Genomic DNA, 22,381 nt, shown 5'->3' with positions numbered 1-22,381 from the left:
TCTTGCTTTGATTGCAAGCACCACTAGCTAGGGCAAACCCCCCCTGTCAGAAAAGCGTCAGTCATATTTTGGTGCGCGCCAGCAGCAGTGCTTCGGCCATCGCGAAGTCCTGCGGGTAGGTCACCTTGAAGTTCTGCGCGCTGCCTTCGACCAAGAGCGGCGCGTGGCCCATGGCCTCCATCGCGCTGGCATCGTCGGTCACTTTGTCGCCCACGGCCAGCAACGCCGCTTGCAAGTCGCCGATCCGAAACATCTGCGGCGTTTGCGCCAGCCACTTGTCGGCACGCTCCACCGTGGCCGAAACCCGGCCTGAGACTTCGCTCTTCAGCGTGTCTGGCAGCTTCAAGGCCAGCAGCCCGCCGACCTTGTCGATGGCGCAGACATCAATCAGCGCATCGATCTGCTTCGCTTCGATCAGGCAGCGCGCCGCGTCGTGCACCAGCACCCAGTCGGCAGGTGTTGCCCCCTGTTCAAGCAGAGCGGATAAACCATTAAAAACGCTTGCAGCGCGCGTAGAACCGCCACAAGCAGCTACCAAAACTGTAGCATCATGATTCGCAAAGAAGCTGTCTCCCGCAGATACAACCACCAACGTACCGGCGAGCCGCGACACTTTGGCAAAGGCCGACAACGTATGCATCACCATGGGTTTGCCTGCGATGGGCTGGTACTGCTTGGGGCCTTCAGCGCCGGAACGCGCGCCGGAACCAGCACAAGGGATCAGCGCCCAAAAGCGTGCGCTGCCGCTTTGCGCGGGGATGGAATGGGGGGTGGAAACGGCCATAGGGTGAGCGCATTCTAAAATCAAGCCATTCATGGACCTCCCCAAACTACAAAGCGGCAAACGCTTCACCCTCCCCCGCCCCGTTGGATCTGCCGATGCGCTGTTGCTGGCGCAACTCGGTGAACGCGAAAAAAAGGCGGGATTGCCGCTGGTTATCGTCACGGCGGATGCCAATGACGCACAGCGCTTGCTGGAAGAAATCGCGTTCTTTGCACCCGATCTGCGCTGCGCGCTGTTCCCTGACTGGGAAACCCTGCCCTACGACACCTTCTCGCCGCACCAGGACCTGATCAGCGAGCGGCTGGCGACACTTTGGCGCATCAGCCAGCGCGACAAGGACAACGGGGCCGATGTGGTGATCGTGCCCGCCACTACCGCGCTGTACCGCCTGGCACCCCCGAGCTTTCTGGCGGGCTACACCTTCCAGTTCAAGGTCAAACAGCAGCTCGACGAAGCCAAGCTGAAGGCGCAACTGACGCTGGCGGGCTACAGCCATGTGACGCAAGTGGTGAGCCCCGGTGAATACGCAGTACGCGGCGGCTTAATTGACCTGTTCCCCATGGGCAGCGCCGTGCCCTACCGCGTCGACCTGTTTGACGACGAAATCGACAGCATCCGCACGTTCGACCCCGACAGCCAGCGCAGCCTGTACCCGGTGCCCGAAGTGCGCCTGCTGCCCGGGCGCGAGTTTCCGATGGACGACGCGGCCCGCGCCAAATTCCGCAGCCGCTGGCGCGAACTGCTGGACGGCGACCCGACCAAGAGCCGTATCTACAAGGACATCGGCGCAGGCGTTGCCACCGCCGGCATCGAGTACTACCTGCCGCTGTTCTTTGACGACACCGCCACCGTGTTTGACTACGTGGGCAAGGACGCCACCGTGGTCCTGCATGGCGACTTGGAGCCCGCATTCCAGCGCTTCTGGCAAGACACCAAGGACCGCTACCGTTTGGTACAGGGCGACCCCGAGCGGCCTGCGCTGCCACCCGAATCGCTGTTCTTGGGCACCGAGCAGTTCTTTGCCCGCGCCAATGAACATGCGCAGTTGGCGATCAAAGCCAGCGGCACGCCTGAAGACTTTGCCGACATTGCGATGCTTCCCGCACTGGACGCACAGCGCGGCACGGACGACCCTTTGCTCAAGCTCAAGGCCCATTTGCGCAATACGCAACAGCGCGTGCTGGTGCTGGCCGAGAGCGATGGCCGCCGCGAAAGCCTGCTGGACTTTCTGCGCGCCTCGCATATCAACCCGCCGTCGTTCGACAGCCTGGCCGAATTCCGCGCCAGCGACGAACGCGTCGGCATTGCCAGCGCTGGACTGACCTCCGGCTTTGGTTGGCTCGAAGCCGGTATCGATTTCGTCACCGAAACCGAGCTGTTTGCCGCAGGGCCGACCACGCGCCGCCGCAAGAAACAGGAACAGGTCAGCGATGTTGAGGCGCTGATCAAGGATCTGGCCGAGCTGAACATTGGCGACCCGGTGGTGCACAGCGCACACGGCATTGGCCGGTACCGTGGCCTGATCAATCTGGACCTGGGCAACAAGAATGCCGCCGGAGAGCCCGAGGTGCAGGAGTTCCTGCATCTGGAATATGCCGACAAGGCCACGCTCTATGTGCCGGTCAGCCAGTTGCAACTGATCAGCCGTTACACCGGTGTCAGCGCCGACGAAGCGCCGCTGCACAAGCTGGGCAGCGGTCAGTGGGAAAAGGCAAAGCGCCGCGCCGCCGAACAGGTGCGCGACTCGGCTGCCGAGCTGCTGAACATCTACGCCCGCCGCGCCGCGCGCGAAGGCCATGCCTTCCGCTATTCAGCCAACGACTACGAAACCTTTGCCAATGATTTCGGCTTTGAAGAAACCGCCGACCAGCGTGCCGCGATCCACTGCGTGATCCAAGACATGATCAGCCCACGTCCGATGGACCGGCTGGTCTGCGGCGATGTGGGCTTTGGTAAGACCGAGGTCGCACTGCGCGCCGCGTTTATTGCGATCACCGGTGGCAAACAGGTGGCCTTCCTGGCACCGACGACTCTCTTGGCTGAACAGCATTACCAGACGCTGGTGGACCGCTTTGCCAAGTGGCCGGTCAAGGTCGCCGAGATGAGCCGCTTTCGTTCGGCCAAGGAAATTACCGCTGCGCTCAAGGGCGTGGCGGACGGCACCATCGACATCGTCGTCGGCACGCACAAGCTACTGAGCCAAGACACCAAGTTCAAAAACCTGGGCCTGCTGATCATCGACGAAGAGCACCGCTTCGGCGTACGCCACAAGGAAGCGATGAAGGCGCTGCGCGCCGAAGTGGATGTGCTGACGCTGACCGCAACACCTATCCCGCGCACGCTGGGCATGGCGCTGGAAGGTTTGCGCGACCTCTCGGTGATCGCCACTGCGCCACAGCGCCGTCTGGCGATCAAGACTTTTGTGCGCACCGAGGGCAACGGCGTGATCCGCGAAGCGGTATTGCGTGAACTCAAACGTGGCGGCCAGGTTTACTTCCTGCACAACGAGGTCGAGACGATTGAAAACCGCCGCGCCAAGCTGGAAGAGCTGCTGCCCGAAGCCCGCATTGCGGTGGCGCATGGCCAGATGCCGGAGCGCCAGTTGGAGGCCGTGATGCGCGACTTCATTGCGCAGCGCTACAACCTGCTGCTGTGCTCCACCATCATCGAAACCGGCATTGACGTGCCCACGGCCAACACGATTGTGATGAGCCGCGCCGACAAGTTCGGCCTGGCCCAGTTGCACCAGTTGCGCGGCCGCGTCGGTCGCAGCCACCACCAGGCCTATGCCTACCTGATGGTGCCCGACATTGAGGGTCTGACCAAGCAAGCAAGCCAGCGGCTGGACGCGATCCAGGCAATGGAAGAACTGGGCTCGGGCTTTTACCTGGCGATGCACGATCTGGAGATCCGCGGCGCCGGCGAAGTGCTGGGCGAAAACCAGAGCGGCAATATGCTGGAAGTGGGTTTCCAGCTGTATAACGAAATGCTGTCTGAGGCCGTGCGCTGTCTCAAGGCCGGTATCGAGCCCGACCTGTTGAGCCCGCTTAACGTCACGACCGAGATCAACCTGCACGCCCCGGCACTGCTGCCGGATGATTACTGTGGCGATGTGCATCTGCGCTTGTCGTTCTACAAGAAGCTGGCAACCGCCAAAACCACCGACCAGATCGACGGCCTGTTGGAAGAAATTGTGGATCGCTTTGGCAAGTTGCCGCCGCAAGGCCAGACGCTGATCGACGTGCACCGCCTGCGCGTGATCGCCAAACCCTACGGTGTCGTCAAGGTTGACGCCGCGCCGGGCGTGATCACGATCACGTTCAAGAAGAACCCGCCGATCGACCAGATGAATGTGATCCAGCTGATCCAGAAGAACAAGCACATCAAGCTGGCGGGCAATGAGAAGCTGCGCATTGAGCGCGAACTACCCGAAACGCGGGACCGCGCGCAGATGGTGCGCGACATCCTGAAGAGCCTGGGGCAGCCGATGGCGGAATCAGCCCCCGCCCCGTAAATTCCAAGAAAAAGTGCCTGAAACGCCCGCAGAATGTGCGTAAGAAGCTCCAAAACCAATAGCAACCGCAACATGCTCGCCAACGAAAATTCTCCCGGTCTGGTCGTAAAAGTCGTCACGCCTTACCTGCCTTTGTCCAATTTCAAGCTGATCGCGTTCGACATGGACTCGACGCTGATCAACATCGAATGCATAGACGAGATCGCCGACGCGGTGGGGCGCAAGGCCGAGGTTGCAGCGATCACTGAAGCCGCGATGCGCGGCGAGATCACAGACTTCAAAGACAGCCTGCGCCGCCGTCTGGCGCTGCTCAAGGGCGTAACACTCGCCGATCTGGAAGCGGTGAAGACTGATCGTCTGCGCCTGAACCCAGGCGCTGCCGAACTGGTGGCTGCCTGCAAGAAGGCGAGCATGAAGGTGTTGTTGGTCAGCGGTGGCTTTACGTTTTTTGCCGAGCATGTGTGCCAACTGCTGGGCATCGACTTCATGCGCTCCAACGAACTGGAGATCAAGGATGGTGTGTTGACCGGTGGCCTCGTTCAACAAGCCTGGGGCGAGATTTGCGATGGCGCCGAAAAGCGCAAGACGCTGCTGGAAACATGCACTCAACTCGGCATCAAGCCCGAGCAGGCCATCGCCATGGGTGATGGAGCGAACGATCTGCCGATGATGGGCGCCGCGGGCCTTTCCGTGGCGTATCACGCCAAGCCCGCTGTGCGTGAGCAGGCTATGGTGGCTATCAACTCGGGTGGCTTGGACAGGTTGCTGGAAGTGTTGAAGGCATAGGCACTTCTGAGCCCGCTGCGCGACTGGGGCGAACTATTTTGCTCCGTGTCCCCCGGGCCTTCGGCCCTCCTCCTTGACCTGCGCAAAACGGCCCGCCCCAGCCACGCAGCTACGTCGAGAGTATTCAGGTTTTAGGATTTCCTCAGAACACGGATAAATCACCAAAGATCGGATGGGGTGCCTGTTTTACGTAGGTCAAGGAGGAGGACTTGCGCAGCAAGTCCGGGGGACACGAAGTAAAACAGGTACGCCGTTCGATCTCCCAACCAACGTACGAGCGAAAACAGAAATCAGGCGACTCCAGCAGCAATCTGCCGAAACGCCTGCGCAAACGCTTCAGGCGGCTGACCACCCGAAATCAGATGCCGGTCATTGATGATGACCGCCGGCACCGAGTGAATGCCCTGCTGCAGATAAAACTGTTCCTCCGCGCGCACCGCATCGGCATAGCGGTCGCTGCCCAGGATTTCTTCTGCTTCCTTCGTATCCAGCCCTACGCTGGCAGCCAAACGCACCAGCGTTGCAACGTCTGAAGGGTTTTCGCCATCCGTGAAATAGGCTTTCAGCAACGCCTGGTTCAACGCGATCTGCTGTGTGCCGCTGGCATCGACTTCTGCAGCCCAATGCAACAGGCGATGGGCATCAAACGTGTTGTAGATGCGGCCTCGGCGTTGCATGTTGAATGTGAAGCCCAGTGCGGCACCGCGAGCGCGTATGCCTTCGCGGGCGGCATCCATTTGCTCGGGTGTGGAGCCGTATTTCTCGACCAAATGCTCCGTGACGTCCTGGCCTTCCGGACCCATTTGTGGGTTCAGCTCGAAGGGCTTGAAGTGCAGCTCGGTGGTGACGCTGTCGCCCAGTTGGGTCAGCGCTTGTTGCACGCCTTCCAGACCGATGGCACACCAGGGGCACACCACGTCGGAAACGATATCAATTTTCAGGTGAGGTTTCATGGCGGCAAGACTAGCAGACGCCTCGCGCCCTTGCAGCGGCAGGGTTTTCGCAGACTAGAGTACGAAGGGAATCAGCCACCAGCTGCGTTTCTTGTAGGCCGCCCATTCGGGGTAGCGCGACATGCTGGCTTCTTTCAAAACCATATTCACCGCAAACAGGCCCAACCACACCCAGGCAAGCACCAACACGGGCAGCCAGTGCCAGGCCATCAGCGCGAAGCTGCCGTAAATCATCATCTCACCTAGGTAATTGGGGTGACGGACATAGCGGTGCACGCCGTCGGTGATCAGGCCGCGCTTGACGCGCAGCGTGAAGTATTTTTGCGCATCGGCAGCAATCATCAGCACACTACCCAGTGTGCAGAGGCTGATGCACAGACAAAACCACGCGAAATCGGGCAAGGGGTAAACGGGCTTTGACGTGCCGGAAATCAGCAACCAGCCAAACAGCCAGTACGGCCCCAGTACGAACAGAAAGGCGTTGATGCCACCGCCAATCGTGATGCGCTTTTGCCAGTTGGGGTCGGGGAAGGCCATGTCCTTGAGGAACCACACCAGTCCGTAGCTGCCGTGCAGTGCCAGATAAACCCAGACCGCGGGTGAGTTGTTCTGGTAAATCCACATCAGCAGGCCCAGAAACACAAAGGTCCCGGTTTTCTGGAAATTGATCACCCAGGCGAATTTCCAGGGCCGCGGGCCGCCCAGGAAGTCCTGCGAGACGTAATCGCTGAACCTGCGCATGGCGCGCACCCACGCCGGGCCTGACGTTGTGTTCAAGGATGGTGCAGCGGGGACAGAAGACATGCGAAATAGCTCAGGTATTTGGGGTGCGCCATCCTGCCACCGTTATATCTCTCCATATACTTGGGGTAATCCCGTAGCCTGTTTTTTTCTTGCGTGCCCGCACTGATGTCTGCCATTCGCTTTTTGATCGTTGACGCAAGCCCCAGCCTTCATACGTTCATGCAGCAGTTGTTGATGGACTATGGCTTCGAGTCGGGCGGCATCAAATGCGTCAGTGGCCCTGTGGCGGCACTCGAAGTTGCGAACGAACTGCAACCTGATTTCCTGTTGACAGATTGGTTTGCCAAGGAGTCGCTGCAAGGCATTGAACTGCACCAGAAGATTCAGGCAATCAACCCGGAATGCCGCTTCGCGATGCTCAGCGCAGATGCATCGAACAACAACCGGCAGCTGGCGCAGGAAGCCGGCGCGATTTTCCTGATGCAAAAGCCATGCAGCGCACAGGAGCTGCGGCTGGCACTCGCCAATGCGATGGAGTTGCTGGCCGCGGAGAGCCCGAAAATGTCGACGCACCTCAAAGCCAGGCGCAATGCAAGCATTGCAGCGCGGGCCCCTGCGTTGGCCGCCAAACTTCCGAAGTTTGAAGCTGGCGAACAGGTGCTTTACCGGGGGCGTCCTTCCTCCGTCAAATACGTCATCTTGCGCCGTGGTGAACTCGTCGTAGCGTTGAACGGCACGCCTGGCCTGATTCACGCCAGCGAGGTCCAGAAAGCTTAATTCCAGTTGGGGTCAGAGCACATCACTTCGTGAGTGGTCTGACCCGCAAAAGGATCACATTGCCTGGCCCAGACGGGTCATGCCCTCTTCAATCTTCGCAACATCGGCCGTAGCAAAACTCAAGCGGAATGTGGACCGATCCGGGTCATGCGCATAAAAAGGCGCACCCGGCACAAACGCCACCAGCTTGTCGATCGCGCGCTTGGCCAGTTCTGCCGCGTCGCGTCCGCCCTGCAGTTGTGCCCAGAAGAACATGCCGCCTAGTGGCTCGGTGAAGGTCACCGCGTCGCCCAGGTGCGTGCGCAGCGCCTGTGCCATCACGCGGGCCCGCTCGGCGTAGGTGCTGCGCACCACGCCCAGCGCCTTGTCCAGGCGCTTCAGGCCCAGGTAGTGGGCCGCAGTGGCTTGGGTCAGGTTGCTGGTATGCGCGTCGCTGAACTGTTTGCACATCGTCGCCTTGGCCAGCAACTCCGGCGGCGCGATCAGCCAGCCCACGCGCAGGCCTGGAGAAAGGATCTTGCTGAACGATCCGCAATGCACCAACCAATCGCGACTACCAGGCACCTGGTCGCTCAAAGCCAGCAGGCTGGGCGGTGGCGCCTTGTCGAAATACAGCTCGCCGTACGGGTCGTCTTCCACGATCAGCGTTTGCGTGCGCGCCGCAATCTCCAGAATTCGCTTGCGGCGTTCCAGACTCAAGGTCGCGCCGCTGGGGTTGCCGAAGGTCGGAATCAGGTACACCAACTTGGGCTTGTGTTGTTCAATCAATAGCTCCAGCTTGTCCACATCGACGCCGTTGGCGTCAATCGGTGCGCCAATCAGATCGGCGCCATAGAGGCGAAAGCACTGGATCGTCGCCAGAAAGGTGGGTGCTTCCACGATGACCTTGTCACCGGGCGAGATCATGGTCTTGCCGATCAGGTCCAGCGCCTGCTGGCTGCCGGTGGTGACGATCAGGCCGTCTGGCGCGACGGTAGCGCCCTTGCCTGCCATGAAGCCGGACAGCGCTTCGCGCAGCGGCTGGTAGCCCTCGGTGGCGCCGTATTGCAGCACCGCGCCGGGTGCATTGGTCAGCACGGCATCAGCCGATTGGCGGATACCTTCCACATCAAACAGCGCCGGGTCAGGAAAGCCGCCTGCGAAACTGATGATGCCGGGCTTGCCCAAGAGCTTGAACAGTTCGCGGATGGCGGAGGTTTCAACGGAATTCAGACGGTCGGCAAATTGCATGGGCTGGCTTTCGGGGACAAAACGGGGACTAAGGGATGTCTATGGGTTAAATTGTCACCGATTGCCTGAATGTCTTTCGCGGGAGCCGTATGTCCAGTCTAGATTCCTTCTTTACCGCTGTGCGATTGCCGTCGATGTCGGAAGTCTCGCGCGCGCTGATCAAGACATTCAACCAGGACGATGTAACCGTAGCGGACGTGCGCAACATTCTGGCGAAGGACGCTGCGCTCAGCGCCAAGTTGCTGCGCATGGCCAACAGCGCACATTTCGGCTTGCCGCGCGGCGTGGGCACGCTGGATGAAGCGATCACGATGATTGGCATGTCACCAATCCGGGCGCTGGCATTAGGTGCCTGCCTGAACGATGCCTTCCCCACACTCCCCGGCTTGCCCCGCAAGGAATTCTGGGGCTGGTGCATGGCCTGTGGCGGTTATACGCAATGGATGTCGACCAAACTTGGTATTGACAACCAGACAGCTTGGCTGACCGGCACGATGCTGCGCCTGGGAGAGTTGCTGATCGTGCAGACACAGCCCTCCACACTGCAGGCTATCGAAGCGAAACCGCATGCACCGGGCTACCGCTGGAGCCGCGAGTTGAATCTGGTGGGCTTCACTGAAGGCCAGATCACGGGTGAATTGGCACACCGCTGGCAGTTTCCGATGCAGATGGCGCAAGCCCTGCAGCGCGCCAGCGACCCACTGACCGAACAGGCTTTCTCGCGCTTGGGTGCCGTCGTGCATCTGGCCGCACTTTTGGCCGACACCCCGGGCGCAACTTCGGACGCCGTGGCCGGATTGCCGCAAGACGTGCTGGATGCGCTGGACCTGCCGCGCGAATGGATGGTTGCCAACTTCCCTGCCTGTGACAGCTTCATGGACATCGCCGCCGAATGAATGCTGCCGCGATAGAAGGCTTTTTCGCCACCCTGAAAGCGGCCAACCCCAGCCCGCAAACGGAGCTGGAGTTCAGCTCGGTGTTTGAGCTGATGGCCGCGGTCCTGCTATCGGCACAGGCCACAGACGTAGGCGTCAACAAGGCCACGCGGCGGTTGTTTGCGGTAGCCAACACGCCAGAGCGCATGCTGGCGCTGTGCTTGCCGGCGCTGGAGGGCTATATCAAGACGATTGGTTTGTACCGCAGCAAAGCCAAGCATTTGCTGCAAGCCTGCCAGATGCTGGTCGATTTGCATGGCGGCGAAGTGCCCAACACCCGCGCGGCACTGGAGGCCCTGCCCGGCGTGGGCCGCAAAACCGCCAATGTGGTGCTCAATGTGGCGTTTGGCGAACCGACGATGGCAGTCGACACCCACTTGTTTCGCTTGGGCAACCGCACCGGCCTGGCACCGGGAGCTACGCCGCTGGAAGTGGAGTTGAAACTGCTGAAACGGGTGCCCCCGGCCTACCTGGTGGACGCGCACCACTGGCTGATCCTGCACGGGCGCTATGTCTGCCAGGCCCGCAAGCCCCGCTGCTGGGAATGTGGCGTTGCCGCCTACTGCGACTTCCAACCCAAGGAAACTGCGCCACAATAGCGCAGGCGCCATTGGTACCGCTTTCACAACAAGAAGTCATGCCGGAAATCTCCAAGTTTTTGCAATCGGTCAAGCTGCCAGTGATGCCGGAGGTTGCGCACGCTCTGATCCGCACTCTGAACGACGACAACGCAGACGTCATTACCGTGCGCGATGTCATTGCCAAAGACCCGGTGCTTACGGCCACGCTCTTGCGCATGGCCAACAGCGCGATCTTTGGCCTGTCCCGTTCGGTAGAAACACTGGACAACGCGGTCAGCGTCGTGGGCATGTCGCAAATCCGGGCCCGCGCCCTGTCGGTCTGTCTGTCCAACGTATTCAAATTTCCACCCAACCTGAATCGCCTGGATTTCTGGCGCAACAGCATGGTCTGTGCGGGCTACGCCAAATGGCTGGCCCATTCGATTGGCGTGGACGAGCAACTGGCCTGGCTCACGGCGATGATGTTGCGCCTGGGCCAGTTGTCGATCGCCGAACACCAACCGGACATGCTGAACCAGATCGAGCAACTGCCGCGCGCGCCCGGCGAACGCTGGACGCGCGAGCGCGACCTGCTCGGCTTTAGCGAAGGCGAAATCACCGCCGAGATTGCCGCGCGCTGGGACTTCCCCGATGTAGTGCTCGAAGGTCTGCGCCGCGCGGGCCAGCCTATGGCCGAGGGCACTTTCTCGCGCCTGGCAGCTGTAGTGCATCTCGCTGCGCACATTGCAGACCACGACCATCCCGGCCCGGATGTGCTGGACGACCTGCCTTTGGCCGAGGTACTGGCACTCAAGCTGGACCTGCCCAAGCTGGCGGCTGACATGCCAGACGCCGAATCTTTCAGCGACATCTCCACGCTGCAAAGCTAAGACCCTGCGATGCAATGACGCTGGACCCCCGCACCATCATGTTCGTCACGGCCTGTATGGGGCCGGTACTGGCGATGGTGCTGCTCTCCCTGCGGCGCACCTATCCGTCGTCCATCCGCGGACTGGGCTGGTGGGCACAGGGCACCTGGTGGGTCTTTTTTGGCGTAATTCTGGTGACCCTGCGGGACTGGATTCCGGCCAGCCTGTCCATCGTCGTTGGCAACGCGCTAATCATCATTGGCACCTGGCATTGGCTGGTCGGCACCAACAAGTTTTTGGGCCTGCGTTCGCACCGCCGTGCCTGGCTGATCGCCGTTGGCGTCGCAATTGCCACGATTGCCTGGTTCTACGCCGTGCAGCCCAGCTTCGTCATGCGCTCGGTCGCCATTTGTACGGTGATGGTGGCCCTGCTGACCGTGCATGCCAGCAATTTGCTGCGTCAAAAACGCTACACCTACGCAAGCCGGTTTCTGAGTATTGCGCTGATCGCCTCTGCGGGCGACTGGCTCTTACGTTTGTTCGGGGCTCTGAGTGGCCTGATCAGCCCGGGCCTGTTTGAGCCCTCCAGCTTCAACATGCTGGTCAACTCGGTGCAAACCGTGGCCGGTTTATTGATTTTGGTTGGATTTGTACTGCTGGCCAGTGATGGGGTTCGCCATGATTTTGAAATGCTGGCCGCCCAGGATTCGCTGACGGGCGCGCTGATGCGCCGGGCCTGGAATGCTGCTGCGCATGCAGAAGTCGACCGCAGCCGCCGCCACCAGCGTGCGCTGTCTCTGATCGCGATGGATCTGGACCATTTCAAGCAGATCAACGATGCGCACGGCCATGCAGTGGGCGATCAGGTGCTGGTCAACTTTGTGGCCCTGGTGGGAAAGCATTTGCGCGGCGCCGATCAGTTGGGCCGCATGGGCGGTGAAGAGTTTGTGCTGTTACTGCCTGAAACCTCGCTGGAGGACGCGTTGCTGGTAGCCGAACGCATACGCAAAGCCGCGCAAGCTCTTGAGAAACCTTGTCCAGTGACGGTGAGCATGGGCGTGGCGCATTTGACACCTGCAGACGTCGGCATCGAAGCATTGCTGGAACGTGCGGACACGGCGTTGTACCGCGCCAAGGCGCGCGGGCGCAATCAGGTCGAGCGCGAAACCAGCGCCGACGGCGGCACGCCCCTGCCGCCCGAAGACCCACCGATCAAATCAGCGCTGCGCCGCGCCTGATTGGCCCACCGGCAGCGTAGTCCACTGCCCCCAGTCCACAGCAAGCTGCGGCCACTGACCTGGCGCTTGCACCGCTGTTACGCCCTGTGCAATCAGTATGGCGGCACGTATCACCCCGGCGTGGGTGATCCACACCGCATCACCTTGCCCCACTTCGTTCCACGCCGCGGCTACGCGCTCCAATACAGCGTTGGCACTCTCCACACCGCCAAAACGGTGGTCGCCAAAGTCCGCCGTCCATGCATCCACCGCGGCACGCGGAATCTGATCCCAGGGCACACCCTCCCATTCGCCAAAGTCCATCTCCACCAGCCGCACATCGGGTTTTGGTACTAAATCGGGCCGCAAGCCGCATAGGGATTGCGTAAGCCGCTCACATCTTTGTAGCGGCGAGTGATAAACCGTCAGACCCTGCGGCAACACGGTAGCCAGCGCCTGCGCCGCCTGCTCAGTCTCTGCAGCATCGGCAGGCACATCCAGCGCGCCGTAACAGACGCCCGCTTCTATCAGCGGAACGGCATGGCGCACCAGCCACAGCGTCATCGCCCTGCCTTCACAGACACAGCGCCCAGCCCAGGTAAAAAGCCAGCTCACAGAGCTGCTGCGTAGCACCCAGGCAGTCGCCGGTAAAGCCCTGCAAGCGCCGCGCAAACCAGCGCCACAGCACGACAAAGGCCAGCGCAGAGGCCAGCACCGCGCCCCCAATTGCTACAAATTGAATAGCTGGCTGCGCAATCACTACGAGGGCTAGCGCCCCAAAACACCATAAAAATCCAATGGACAAGCTGACCCCACTGATCTGGTCTGCCAGCAGTTTGGACTTGGAGCCCGCCACGTCGCCGACATGCGGCAGCAACCGGATCACCAACAGCGGCCAGGTGCGCGACACCACATGGGCCAGAAACAACGCGCTGCACAGTGTCATGGTGTTCACAGCGCCCAACAACGCCAACAGAGACACCTTGGTCAACAACACCAGCGTGATGGCGATCGCGCCGAATGCACCGACGCGTGAGTCCTTCATGATGACCAACGCACGCTCCCGGTCCAGCGTGCCACCCAGGCCATCGGCCACATCGGCCAGCCCGTCTTCGTGAAAAGCACCGGTAAGCAACACGCCCACCAGCGTGCCCAGCACGGCCGCCACCAGCGGCGCAAACGCATTGGCGGGCAAGCCCTTGAGCAGCAGCGCCGTGAGCCCTGCCAGCAGTCCGCCGAGCAACCAACCCACACCCGGCAAATGCGCCGCGCTAGCGCGCAGCATGGCCGGGCTAAAGCCCACCCAGTCCGCCAGCCGTCCCGTCACCGGAATGCGGGTGAAGAACTGCAGTGCGAGCAGGTAGTGGCGAATGAACTGAATCATCAGACAGTGGTGGCTGGCACCGATTTTTCAGACACGCCGGCCGACGCAAAACTCGCCATATCGCGCAGGATAGTGCAGGCAGATTGCAGCAGCGGCCAGGCCAGCGCCGCGCCCGAGCCTTCGCCCAAGCGCAGGCCCAGGTCCAGCAGCGCCTGCACACCCAGGTACTGCAACATGAACTCATGACCACGCTCCCCCGAGCGATGGGCAAACACGCAACGCTGCAGCACCAGCGGCTGCAGCGCATGTGCCACCAATACCGCCGAGGTGGCGATAAAGCCGTCCACCACAATCACGCGGCGTTCGTGCGCGGCCTGCAGCACGGCGCCGACCATGGTGGCAATCTCGAACCCGCCGAATGCGGCCAACGCGTCCAGCGGCGCTTCTGCCTCGGCATGCAGCGCCAACACTTCACGCAACACCTCGGTCTTTCGCTGCACCGCGGGCGCGTCCAGCCCGGTACCCGCACCCGTGCACACCGCAATGTCCAGACCCGCCAGGCGCGACAGCAGCAAGGAGGCGGCCGAGGTATTGCCAATGCCCATCTCGCCCAGCAGCAACGCGTTGCCCGGGAGGCCCTTCAGCAAGTCCACACCGTGCTGCAGCGCTTCATCCCGCTGGGCTGCGGTCATGGCAGTTTGTGCCGACGAATCCGCCGTACCCAGCTCCGCACCCTTCGCCTTGCGCACCTGCAAGCCCGGGCGCTGGGCACCAGCGGGCAGGCCCGCCAAGAAGTCGCGCTTGACGCCGCAATCCACCACCGTCAACGCAATGCCGTTTTGCTTGGCTAACACGCTCACCGCTGCGCCACCTGCCAAGAAGTTCTCCACCATCTGCCAAGTCACGTCGCTGGGGAAAGCCGAGATGCCGCGCGCCGTCAGCCCATGGTCTCCTGCAAACACCACCATCTGCGGCTGCTCCAGCATCGGGGCGGATCTGCCCAAAATCTGACCAATCTTCAGCGCCACATCTTCCAGACGGCCAAGTGACCCCAGCGGTTTGGTTTTGTTGTTCAACGTGTGCTGCAGCGCGTCGGTCACCGTGGCATCGGAGATATCAGCAAGGGTTGGCATGGCAGTAGTCATAGCAATCGTTTCCAAAAAATCAGTTCAATAATTCTTGCAACACACCCGGCTCAAAGTGCGTAGCAATGTAGTCGGCCAGTCCGTCAAACACCGTCTCCAGCGTGGGCACAGCGCCGCCGAGCTGCGCGCCAAACAGGGCTTGCAGTACGGCCGCATCTTCAAACATGCCGTGCAGGTACAGCCCCAGCACGTTGCCCTGCGCGTTGCACCAGCCCAGGCCGTCGGGCAGCACCGCATGGGCGATATCACCTGCAGCAGCCATCGCCACGTGTTGTTGCGTCTGTCCGTGGTGAATTTCGTAGCCCGCAACAGACACGCCGGCAAGAGTTGCCCAGGGGCTTGCAGGTTTACCGACACCATGACCGGCGTCAGTGGGACCCGAGTCGGGGGGCGATTTGTGCGCGTTTGGCACCATGAGCCCCCCGACTTGGGGCCTGCTGGCCCCTGAAGCAATGCTGGAGTCAAAACGGGTTTGCGTATGCCGCACCGTCTTGTCTTCCGCAAACACCGTCACCAAAGGCAGCAACCCAAGCCCAGGCGCATTGCCGTCAATCCCATGCGGATCAATCAAGGCCTCGCCGAGCATCTGCAGACCGCCGCACACACCCAGCACCACTCCGCCCTGCCCCGCATGCTTTGCAATCGCTGCATCCAGCCCTTGCGAACGCAGCCAGGCCAAGTCACCACTGGTGTGCTTGGAGCCCGGCAGGATGATCCAGTCGGTAGGCTTGAGCCCCGCCAGTTCGGACGGACTGCGCACCCACTGCAAGCGCAGTCCCGGGATGTTCTTCAGCGGCTGGAATTCGTCGAGGTTGCTGATGCGCGGATAGGCGATCACGGCCACCGTCAGATTCACCGCGCCTTTGGCAACACTGCGGTCGTCAAACACGCCGTCCTCCTCTGGCAGACCGTGTTGCCACCACATGGGCAACGTCGCCACCGTGGGAATGCCGGTCAGGTCCTGCAGCATCTGCGGCGCAGGTGCCAACAGCGCCGCATCACCGCGAAACTTGTTGAGCACAAAGCCTTTGATCAGTGCACGCTCTTCCTCAGGCAGCAGCGCCCAGGTGCCATACAGATGGGCAAACGCGCCACCACGATCGATGTCGGTCACCAGCAGGCAGCGTGCCTGGGCATGAAGCGCCACACGCATGTTGACGATGTCACTGGCATGCAGGTTGATCTCGGCCGGTGAGCCTGCGCCTTCAATCACCACCACGTCGTTCTCTGCCCGCAACGCGTCCAGCGCCGCAGCAATCTGCGGCCAGACATGTGCACTGCGGCCGCGCCAGGGCATGGCGCTCAGCTCGGCGCTGACCTGGCCCATCAACACCACTTGGCTGTGCGTGTCGCGCTCGGGCTTCAAGAGCAACGGGTTCATGCGCACATCGGGCACCGCATTGGCAGCGAGCGATTGAAAGTACTGGGCGGAGCCTATCTCGCCCTGCCCGTTTGCAGACGCCACGACACGGGCGTTATTGCTCATGTTCTGCGCTTTGAACGGCGCAACCTTGAGCCCCTGGCGCGCGTAATGGCGGCACAGCGCCGTCGTAAGCCAGCTCTTGCCGGCACCGCTGGTGGTGCCCAGCACCATCACGCATTGGGCGGTCATGGGGTCGTTTCCATAGTTGAAGCGGTGTTCAGTGTGATGGCAGCCAACAGCGCATCTTGCGCCTGCGGAGGCAACACGCCCAGGCGCACCTGGCCCGGCAGGCCAAACGAAGTGGCATCGCGCAGCTTGATGCCATGGGCGCGCAGTTGGGCGCAAAGCGCAACGGCATCTACAGGCGGCCGCGCGCAGAAAAACGGCGTGTCGCTGGGCTGCGCGGTCCAGCCCGCGTCTTGCAACAACGCAACCTGCCGCTGCTTCCAACCTCGAAGAGTCTGCAAGCTCTGCTGCAACCAAATCTGTGTGTCAGCCTGCGTCCAGGCAAGCAACATCGCCACGCCGTGCGCGCCCAGCACCCACGAAGGTGCGAGCGCATCGAGCTGCTGGACAGCCTGCGTGGCATTCTGCGGCGCAATGGCATAGGCCGCGCGCACGCCGGTCAAGCCCAAGGCCTTGTTGGGAGAGAACAGCTGCCACAGCGCATTGCGTTGCGCATCGCTCAGGCTGGGCGCGCCGCTCAGGCGCAGCGGCGCATAGGCGCTGTCCAGCACGACGCTACCCAAACGCGCAGGCCATGCAGAATGCGCCTGGCCCAACGGACTGGATGGCTCACAGGCCCAGACCAGCGATGCAGCGTCTGCATCGGACACCGTGGTCAGACCCCAAGCCTGCGCGGCGTGTGCGTAGTCGCCATAGGCGTGCGTGGGCAGGCAGACGCTGCGCCCGCCCTGCTGCTTTGCCCACACCGTGATGCGAAAAATAAACTCGCTGGCACTGCCCGCCAACACAATGCGCCAAGGCTCCACGCTGTGGAGGGCCGCCAGCGCGGCGCGTACTTGGGTGTAACCCGCGTCTGGATAGCGCGTGGCGTCTGCTGCCTGCACCGCAGCCAGCGCTTGCGGGCTCGGGCCGCACGCATTGCTGTTGGTGGAGAAGTCGTGCAGCGGCGCGCCCAAGGCGTCTGGCCCACCGTGGATGCGTGGCGACGGCGTCAAAGCATTTCTCCGATGGCTATCAAAATAATAGCTGCTTGCGCAATCGCTACGAGGGCTAGCAGCGCTTTTGACGCATACACCAGAGCGGCAGCCGTGTCCGATGCCAACGCAGAACGCCCCGATGCATTGAGCACGTAAACGCCGGGCTTGTGCAGTGCCACGTCCAGATTCAACGCCATCGCCGCCATTGGCCAGCCGCTGTTGGGTGATGGGGTTTGCCGCGCCTCAACGGGCAGTCGCGCCGTCAGTGCCCGGCCCTTGCTGCCTGCGACCAGTAGCAACAGGACTGCAGTAATCCGCGCAGGCATCCAACTCAGCACATCGTCGGCACGTGCCGCCCATTTGCCAGCCCACTCCCAGTTCTGGCCCTTGTAGATGCCGCGGTAGCCCCACATGGCGTCGGCCGTATTGGCAAAGCGGTACAGCGCCGCTCCCGGCAGGCCCAGCAGCACGAACCAGAAGATCGGCGCCACCACGGAGTCGTTGAGGTTTTCGGCCAGCGATTCGATGGCGCTCTCGCGCACCTGGGTATCGGTGAGCTCCGTCACATCGCGGCTCACCAACATGGCCAGGCGCGCACGCCCGGCAGCCAGCGATTCGCCCAGAGCGTCTTCCACGGCCTGCACCTCGCTTTTAAGCATGGCCCAGGCTAGTAGCGGCTTGAGCAGCAAGCCCAGCAGCAGCCCAGCACACCACCATGGCAGACCCAGCAGCTGCGATTGCAGCGCGTTAGTCACTATCAAAACAATAGCTGCTTTCGCACACCACGCAAGGGCTGCAAGCCAAAATGCTTTGTAATCCACTGTGCCAGGCTGCTGCACAGTGCGGCGCTGCACCCATGCGCCAGCCCAACCGAGTAGGTTTCCCATCCACACCACGGGGTGCAAGCGTGCAGGCGGCTCACCGCACCAGCGGTCGACCGCCAGCGCAACCGGTAAGGCAACCGCCATCGTGAGAGCGGGCAGCATGCTCATGCGATGCCCACCGGTGGCAGGCGCGCGAGGATGCCGCTGCGCAAACGCTCTGGCCGTGCATTGCGGGCAAGGTTGCCATCCTCGCTGTGTCTGTGCAGTTGTGCGCAGGCAATGACCTGCGCCGCGGTTTCCGCGTCTGCCGCCAGATCGCCAAAGTAATAGCTGAACTTGCCTTTGGCCTGCAGCGTCACGGTGCAAGCGCGCGAACAGCCGCTCATGCAAGCCAGGCCCCGCACCTGCAGCCCATGCGCTGCGCCATCCCATTCAGACGTGAGCAGCGCGTCCTGCACGGCTTCGAACAGCGCCAAGCCCGCGGCCGGCAATTCGCGCGAAGCACCCTGCGGGCGGCAGGTGGTGCAGACAATGATTTCGGTATCGGACATCGGCGCGGAAGGTTCGGTCTTAATCTTCAATGCCGCGCTGCGCCGGAATGCCGGCCTTGAACGCGTGCTTGACCATTTGCATCTCGGTCACTGTGTTAGCGAGTTCGATGATCTCGGGCGGGCAACGCCGCCCGGTCAACACCACGTGCACATGGCTGGGTCGGGTCTTGAGCGTTTCCAGCACATCGTCCAGCGGCATCCAGCCGTAGATCAACGGGTAGGTGATTTCATCCAGCGTGACCATGAAGTAGTCGCCGCTCAAAATAGCTGCCTTGGCCTTTTGCCAGCCATCGCGTGCGAGTTGTGCGGAGTGCTCCAAGTCCTGGCTTTTCCAGCTGAAGCCGTCGCCCAGCCCTTCAATGGGTATGCCAATTTGCTCAAACATGCGGTGCTCGCCAAAGCGCGCTGTAGGCACCTTCATGAATTGGAAAATCTTGACCGCCTTGCCGCGGCCGTGCGCGCGCAGGGCCAGGCCAAAGGCGGCGGTGCTTTTGCCCTTGCCATCACCGGTGTTCACGATGACGATGCCGCGGCGCTCGCCTTCGGGCTTCTCGTACGGTTTGGTGGAGGGTGGTGTTTCGATTTGCATGTTTTCTCAACGGAAAGTTGGTGGTGTGCGCTCCGAGGAGACCTGCATGAGCGTTCTGCTCCGTGTCCCCCGCGACGGCCTAGGGCCGTCAGCTCCTCCTTGACCTGCGCAGAACGCCCACGCAGGCCTCCTCTGCGGGGTGCGGGAAACTGGCGCGGAAAAAACCGGTGTTCTCATTTGTTCTTGGGCAACGCGACCCACTGGCCTTCTATGGCGTGGATAGAGATGCGCTGGTCAAATACATCGACCAGTGCCTGGTGCGTGGCCGGATCGGCGCTGCCCCCATGGTGCAGCAGGCGGCCGTTGGCCATGACCACCACGCGGTCCGCGTGCAAGGCCATGCCAATCTCATGCAACACGCTGACCACGGTATTGCCTTGCGCCACCAGCGCCTGCACCACGGCCAACCAGTCGGCCTGATGCGGTGGGTCCAGGTTGGCCAGCGGCTCGTCCATCAGCAGCACCTGGGCCTGCACGGCCAGCGCACGGGCCAGCAGCACGCGCTGGCGCTCGCCACCCGACAGTTGGCCCAACGCACGGAAACGCCAGTCCCAAGCCTGTGTGGCGCGCAGGGCTTGCTCGACAGCGGCTTCATCGGCCGCGCTGGCGGCTGCCAGCCAGGCTTGGTGTGGCAGGCGGCCCAGCATGGCCACGTCCCACACGGTCAAATCATCGGCCGAAGTTTCGTTTTGTCCCAACCAGGCCATTTGCCGCGCGCGTTCGCGCAGCGGAATGCCGGACAGCGGCGCGCCCCACAACGACACGGTGCCGGTATGTGGCAACACACCGGCCAGTGTCTTGAGCAAGGTAGATTTGCCGGCCCCGTTCGGCCCGACGATGCTGGTCCATTGCCCGGCCGCTAGCTCCAGCGACAGGCCATGCAACACAGCGGTCTTGCCGGGCCCGCTGCCCATGGAAGCGTAAACGGCATCGGCCTTCAACGCCACGGTTCCGGCCTTGCGCAGAGTCGTCATAGTGCGCTCCCGACCTTGGCTGGCCCGCGGTGCATCAGCCACAGCAGGTAGCCACCACCCAGCACGGCGGTCAGCACGCCCACCGGCAATTCCTGCGGCGCAATCAGCCAGCGCGCCAGCGTGTCGGCGGCCATCAGCAACACACCGCCGACCAGACTCGCCAGCAGTATCAACTGGCCATGCGTGGTCTTGAGCACCGAGCGCACCAGGTGCGGCGCGGCCAGACCGACAAAGGCGATCAAACCCGTTTGCGCGACCGCCGTTCCGGTGGCCAGCGCCAGCACAGCCACCAGCGCGGCGCGCATCGGCACCACAGCCAGGCCCAGGCTCTGCGCGGTGGCGTCGCCCAAGCTCAACCCGTCCAGCACACGGGCCAGCAACCAGGCTGCCAATACGCTCACCACCCAGGCAATTGCCATCATGGAAACGGATACCCAGCCGACAAAGGCAGTAGAGCCCAGCATGAAGGCCCACATGGCCTGCAGCGAATCGGGCGACAGCATCAGCACCAGATGCGTCACTGCGCCCAGCACCGCGCCGACCACGACGCCAGCCAACAACAGGCGCAGCGTATGACTGACTCCGCGGGATAGCACCAGCGTCAACACAATCGCCAGCACCGCGCCGGCAAAGGCCGCACCGGTCAGCCCCACGCGCACCAACACGCTGCTGGAGAACACACCTATCACCGTGCCGCCGTTCATCATGTTGCCGCCACCCAGCATGCCAGCACCGCCGCCCATCGCGGCCAACGCCAGCGCCACGCCGAGCGAGGCCCCCGAGGCACTGCCCAGCAGATAGGGATCTGCCAGCGGATTGCGAAACAGGCCCTGCGCCACGGCACCGGCCAGGCCTAACAGTGCGCCGGCGGCCCATGCACCCAGCGTGCGCGGCAGGCGTATCTCCCACACGATTTGCTTGGCCATGGCCGTGCGCTCGGGGTCCAGCTCCGGGTTCAACAACGGCTGCAGAAGATTCTCAAACCCCACGCTGCCCACGCAGATGCCCAAAGCGGTGAGCGCGAGCGCGCTGACCACCGATATCCACAACATCCAGCGAAAGCGTGTTTGCATCATGGCTTGGGGGCTTTGTTCGGGACAGCAGCGGCCGCCACTTTGGGGGCCTTGCTTTCTAGGCATGCCGCCATCAGGCGCGCACCCTCGGCCATGCGCGGGCCGGGACGCACCAGCACGTTGGCGTCGTCACTCGGGAAGATGCACAGGCGTTGCTCGCGCAGCGCGCGGATGCTTTGCCAGCCCGGGCGTTGCTGCAGGCCATCGGCGCTGCGCTGGCCAATCATGATCAGGTCGGGGTTGGCCCGGACAATGAATTCGGGGTTGAGCTTGGGGAACGGCCCCAGCTTGGCCGGAACGATATTCCTGGCACCCAGGCGCGTCAGCGTCTCGCCGATGAAGGACGATTCCCCTGCTGCATACGGTCCCTGGTTCACTTCAAAGTAGACCCGGGCGCCCCGCACATTCGCCGGGATAGATTGGGCCGCCGCGGACACACCGGCATCGATGGCGCGCCAGATGCGCGCGGCATCGGGCACCTCCAGCAACTGCCCCAGCTTGAGCATTACGCGCTGCACATCGGCATGGCTCCTGGGTTCCAGCGCCACGACCTTGATGCCCAGCGCCTCAAGCCGGTCACCCACGCGCGAGGACTTGGCCATCAGCACCACGTCGGGCCGCAACGCGACGATGGCCTCCACATTCGGATCAATGCCGCCACCGACCTGGGGCAGTTTTTGCACACTGGCCGGAAAGTTGGAATAACGGTCCACACCCACCAGTCGCGCGCAGTGGCCCAGCTCGCAGACGCTCTCGGTGAGCGAGGGCAAGATGCTCACGATGCGCTGCGGCGCTTGGTTCAGCGTGACGGTCACGCCACGGTCGTCGGTCACCTGCAGCGCATGGGCAGCACCCGAATACGAAAATGCAAACGCAAGCACCACCATGAGGCGAGGCACCCATACTTTTTGCTCCGTGTCCCCCGCCCGCTTCGCGGTCTCCTCCT

The 22,381-nt window shown here is 62.4% G+C and carries 22 protein-coding genes; 7 read left to right on the top strand and 15 right to left on the bottom strand.

From position 1 onward, the window contains the following. Positions 1–61 precede the first annotated feature (61 nt). Complete coding sequence (gene ispD / locus AC1DV6_RS12215) at positions 62–784, bottom strand: 2-C-methyl-D-erythritol 4-phosphate cytidylyltransferase (RefSeq protein WP_477977742.1); 723 nt, start codon at positions 782–784, stop codon at positions 62–64. Between the two features lie 31 nt (positions 785–815). On the opposite strand from ispD, the gene mfd reads away from it, so the two are divergent. Then, the gene (mfd, locus tag AC1DV6_RS12210; RefSeq protein ID WP_477977741.1) at positions 816–4,298 is read left to right on the top strand and encodes a transcription-repair coupling factor; all 3,483 of its coding nucleotides are present in this window, start codon (positions 816–818) and stop codon (positions 4,296–4,298) included. Positions 4,299–4,370: 72 nt separating this feature from the next. Further along, on the top strand, positions 4,371–5,084 hold the full coding sequence (serB, locus tag AC1DV6_RS12205; RefSeq protein WP_477977740.1) for a phosphoserine phosphatase SerB: 714 nt from the start codon (positions 4,371–4,373) through the stop codon (positions 5,082–5,084). A gap of 290 nt (positions 5,085–5,374) precedes the next feature. On the opposite strand, the gene AC1DV6_RS12200 is transcribed toward serB, so the two are convergent. Continuing rightward, positions 5,375–6,037, bottom strand: a complete 663-nt coding sequence (locus AC1DV6_RS12200; RefSeq protein WP_477977739.1) for a DsbA family oxidoreductase — start codon at positions 6,035–6,037, stop codon at positions 5,375–5,377. A 54-nt stretch (positions 6,038–6,091) separates the two neighbouring features. After that, the gene (locus AC1DV6_RS12195; protein WP_477977738.1) at positions 6,092–6,841 is read right to left on the bottom strand and encodes a DUF1295 domain-containing protein; all 750 of its coding nucleotides are present in this window, start codon (positions 6,839–6,841) and stop codon (positions 6,092–6,094) included. Positions 6,842–6,946: 105 nt separating this feature from the next. On the opposite strand from AC1DV6_RS12195, the gene AC1DV6_RS12190 reads away from it, so the two are divergent. Continuing rightward, entirely contained in the window at positions 6,947–7,558 is a 612-nt protein-coding gene (locus AC1DV6_RS12190) for a response regulator (RefSeq protein ID WP_477977737.1), read from the top strand. Positions 7,559–7,612: 54 nt separating this feature from the next. Here the strand turns inward: AC1DV6_RS12190 and AC1DV6_RS12185 are convergent, their stop codons facing one another. Further along, a complete protein-coding gene (locus tag AC1DV6_RS12185; protein ID WP_477977736.1) occupies positions 7,613–8,788 on the bottom strand; it encodes an aminotransferase-like domain-containing protein in 1,176 nt (391 codons plus the stop codon). Between the two features lie 89 nt (positions 8,789–8,877). Between AC1DV6_RS12185 and AC1DV6_RS12180 the strand changes: the two genes are divergently transcribed. From AC1DV6_RS12180 to AC1DV6_RS12165, 4 genes are read left to right on the top strand one after another with little or no spacing between them, the layout of a single operon-like run. Beyond that, positions 8,878–9,684: an HDOD domain-containing protein gene (locus tag AC1DV6_RS12180; protein WP_477977735.1), complete on the top strand. Its 807-nt coding sequence runs from the start codon at positions 8,878–8,880 to the stop codon at positions 9,682–9,684. Next, positions 9,681–10,322: an endonuclease III gene (nth, locus tag AC1DV6_RS12175; RefSeq protein ID WP_477977734.1), complete on the top strand. Its 642-nt coding sequence runs from the start codon at positions 9,681–9,683 to the stop codon at positions 10,320–10,322. The genes AC1DV6_RS12180 and nth overlap by 4 nt, the downstream gene beginning before the upstream one ends. Positions 10,323–10,360: 38 nt before the next feature. Next, positions 10,361–11,173 carry an HDOD domain-containing protein gene (locus AC1DV6_RS12170; protein ID WP_477977733.1) on the top strand — a complete coding sequence of 271 codons (813 nt, stop codon included), beginning with the start codon at positions 10,361–10,363 and terminating at the stop codon, positions 11,171–11,173. Positions 11,174–11,187: 14 nt separating this feature from the next. Continuing rightward, on the top strand, positions 11,188–12,390 hold the full coding sequence (locus tag AC1DV6_RS12165; RefSeq protein ID WP_477977732.1) for a GGDEF domain-containing protein: 1,203 nt from the start codon (positions 11,188–11,190) through the stop codon (positions 12,388–12,390). On the opposite strand, the gene AC1DV6_RS12160 is transcribed toward AC1DV6_RS12165, so the two are convergent. The 11 genes from AC1DV6_RS12160 to AC1DV6_RS12110 all read right to left on the bottom strand — a co-directional run bounded on the left by AC1DV6_RS12160 (position 12,370) and on the right by AC1DV6_RS12110 (position 22,322). Next, on the bottom strand, positions 12,370–12,933 hold the full coding sequence (locus tag AC1DV6_RS12160) for a histidine phosphatase family protein (RefSeq protein WP_477977731.1): 564 nt from the start codon (positions 12,931–12,933) through the stop codon (positions 12,370–12,372). The genes AC1DV6_RS12165 and AC1DV6_RS12160 overlap by 21 nt on opposite strands. A gap of 10 nt (positions 12,934–12,943) precedes the next feature. Beyond that, positions 12,944–13,753 (bottom strand): adenosylcobinamide-GDP ribazoletransferase, encoded by an 810-nt coding sequence (locus AC1DV6_RS12155; protein ID WP_477977730.1) that lies wholly within the window; start codon positions 13,751–13,753, stop codon positions 12,944–12,946. Next, positions 13,753–14,838 carry a nicotinate-nucleotide--dimethylbenzimidazole phosphoribosyltransferase gene (cobT, locus tag AC1DV6_RS12150; protein WP_477977729.1) on the bottom strand — a complete coding sequence of 362 codons (1,086 nt, stop codon included), beginning with the start codon at positions 14,836–14,838 and terminating at the stop codon, positions 13,753–13,755. The genes AC1DV6_RS12155 and cobT overlap by 1 nt, the downstream gene beginning before the upstream one ends. 19 nt (positions 14,839–14,857) lie before the next feature. Continuing rightward, positions 14,858–16,450, bottom strand: coding sequence for a cobyric acid synthase (locus tag AC1DV6_RS12145; protein WP_477977728.1), 1,593 nt, complete (start codon positions 16,448–16,450; stop codon positions 14,858–14,860). Next, entirely contained in the window at positions 16,447–17,442 is a 996-nt protein-coding gene (locus AC1DV6_RS12140; RefSeq protein WP_477977727.1) for an aminotransferase class I/II-fold pyridoxal phosphate-dependent enzyme, read from the bottom strand. The genes AC1DV6_RS12145 and AC1DV6_RS12140 overlap by 4 nt, the downstream gene beginning before the upstream one ends. Beyond that, positions 17,439–18,416 carry an adenosylcobinamide-phosphate synthase CbiB gene (cbiB, locus tag AC1DV6_RS12135; protein ID WP_477977726.1) on the bottom strand — a complete coding sequence of 326 codons (978 nt, stop codon included), beginning with the start codon at positions 18,414–18,416 and terminating at the stop codon, positions 17,439–17,441. Before cbiB ends, AC1DV6_RS12140 begins: the two co-directional genes overlap by 4 nt. Then, complete coding sequence (locus AC1DV6_RS12130) at positions 18,413–18,799, bottom strand: DUF1636 family protein (RefSeq protein WP_477977725.1); 387 nt, start codon at positions 18,797–18,799, stop codon at positions 18,413–18,415. The genes cbiB and AC1DV6_RS12130 overlap by 4 nt, the downstream gene beginning before the upstream one ends. Before the next feature lie 19 nt (positions 18,800–18,818). Continuing rightward, positions 18,819–19,388, bottom strand: coding sequence for a cob(I)yrinic acid a,c-diamide adenosyltransferase (gene cobO, locus AC1DV6_RS12125; protein WP_477977724.1), 570 nt, complete (start codon positions 19,386–19,388; stop codon positions 18,819–18,821). A 173-nt stretch (positions 19,389–19,561) separates the two neighbouring features. Next, positions 19,562–20,362: an ABC transporter ATP-binding protein gene (locus tag AC1DV6_RS12120; RefSeq protein WP_477977723.1), complete on the bottom strand. Its 801-nt coding sequence runs from the start codon at positions 20,360–20,362 to the stop codon at positions 19,562–19,564. Next, the gene (locus AC1DV6_RS12115; RefSeq protein WP_477977722.1) at positions 20,359–21,438 is read right to left on the bottom strand and encodes a FecCD family ABC transporter permease; all 1,080 of its coding nucleotides are present in this window, start codon (positions 21,436–21,438) and stop codon (positions 20,359–20,361) included. The genes AC1DV6_RS12120 and AC1DV6_RS12115 overlap by 4 nt, the downstream gene beginning before the upstream one ends. Continuing rightward, the gene (locus AC1DV6_RS12110; RefSeq protein WP_477978004.1) at positions 21,435–22,322 is read right to left on the bottom strand and encodes an ABC transporter substrate-binding protein; all 888 of its coding nucleotides are present in this window, start codon (positions 22,320–22,322) and stop codon (positions 21,435–21,437) included. The genes AC1DV6_RS12115 and AC1DV6_RS12110 overlap by 4 nt, the downstream gene beginning before the upstream one ends. Between the last annotated feature and the right edge of the window lie 59 nt (positions 22,323–22,381).

This window comes from Rhodoferax sp. P2_H8_2 (assembly GCF_056403235.1).
The sequence above is the reverse complement of the archived record's forward strand: the minus strand, read 5'-3'. Positions and strand labels throughout refer to the sequence as shown.

Bases quoted from the DNA above. Each gene is read 5' to 3' on its own strand.
- ispD (WP_477977742.1), bottom strand. From the start codon at position 784: ATGGCCGTTTCCACCCCCCATTCCATCCCCGCGCAAAGCGGCAGCGCA.
- AC1DV6_RS12170 (WP_477977733.1), top strand. From the start codon at position 10,361: ATGCCGGAAATCTCCAAGTTTTTGCAATCGGTCAAGCTGCCAGTGATG.
- cbiB (WP_477977726.1), bottom strand. From the start codon at position 18,416: ATGAGCATGCTGCCCGCTCTCACGATGGCGGTTGCCTTACCGGTTGCG.
- AC1DV6_RS12190 (WP_477977737.1), top strand. From the start codon at position 6,947: ATGTCTGCCATTCGCTTTTTGATCGTTGACGCAAGCCCCAGCCTTCAT.
- nth (WP_477977734.1), top strand. From the start codon at position 9,681: ATGAATGCTGCCGCGATAGAAGGCTTTTTCGCCACCCTGAAAGCGGCC.
- AC1DV6_RS12155 (WP_477977730.1), bottom strand. From the start codon at position 13,753: ATGATTCAGTTCATTCGCCACTACCTGCTCGCACTGCAGTTCTTCACC.
- AC1DV6_RS12195 (WP_477977738.1), bottom strand. From the start codon at position 6,841: ATGTCTTCTGTCCCCGCTGCACCATCCTTGAACACAACGTCAGGCCCG.
- AC1DV6_RS12120 (WP_477977723.1), bottom strand. From the start codon at position 20,362: ATGACGACTCTGCGCAAGGCCGGAACCGTGGCGTTGAAGGCCGATGCC.
- AC1DV6_RS12160 (WP_477977731.1), bottom strand. From the start codon at position 12,933: ATGACGCTGTGGCTGGTGCGCCATGCCGTTCCGCTGATAGAAGCGGGC.
- serB (WP_477977740.1), top strand. From the start codon at position 4,371: ATGCTCGCCAACGAAAATTCTCCCGGTCTGGTCGTAAAAGTCGTCACG.
- AC1DV6_RS12115 (WP_477977722.1), bottom strand. From the start codon at position 21,438: ATGATGCAAACACGCTTTCGCTGGATGTTGTGGATATCGGTGGTCAGC.
- cobO (WP_477977724.1), bottom strand. From the start codon at position 19,388: ATGCAAATCGAAACACCACCCTCCACCAAACCGTACGAGAAGCCCGAA.
- AC1DV6_RS12200 (WP_477977739.1), bottom strand. From the start codon at position 6,037: ATGAAACCTCACCTGAAAATTGATATCGTTTCCGACGTGGTGTGCCCC.
- mfd (WP_477977741.1), top strand. From the start codon at position 816: ATGGACCTCCCCAAACTACAAAGCGGCAAACGCTTCACCCTCCCCCGC.
- AC1DV6_RS12165 (WP_477977732.1), top strand. From the start codon at position 11,188: ATGACGCTGGACCCCCGCACCATCATGTTCGTCACGGCCTGTATGGGG.
- cobT (WP_477977729.1), bottom strand. From the start codon at position 14,838: ATGACTACTGCCATGCCAACCCTTGCTGATATCTCCGATGCCACGGTG.
- AC1DV6_RS12145 (WP_477977728.1), bottom strand. From the start codon at position 16,450: ATGACCGCCCAATGCGTGATGGTGCTGGGCACCACCAGCGGTGCCGGC.
- AC1DV6_RS12180 (WP_477977735.1), top strand. From the start codon at position 8,878: ATGTCCAGTCTAGATTCCTTCTTTACCGCTGTGCGATTGCCGTCGATG.
- AC1DV6_RS12185 (WP_477977736.1), bottom strand. From the start codon at position 8,788: ATGCAATTTGCCGACCGTCTGAATTCCGTTGAAACCTCCGCCATCCGC.
- AC1DV6_RS12130 (WP_477977725.1), bottom strand. From the start codon at position 18,799: ATGTCCGATACCGAAATCATTGTCTGCACCACCTGCCGCCCGCAGGGT.
- AC1DV6_RS12110 (WP_477978004.1), bottom strand. From the start codon at position 22,322: ATGGTGGTGCTTGCGTTTGCATTTTCGTATTCGGGTGCTGCCCATGCG.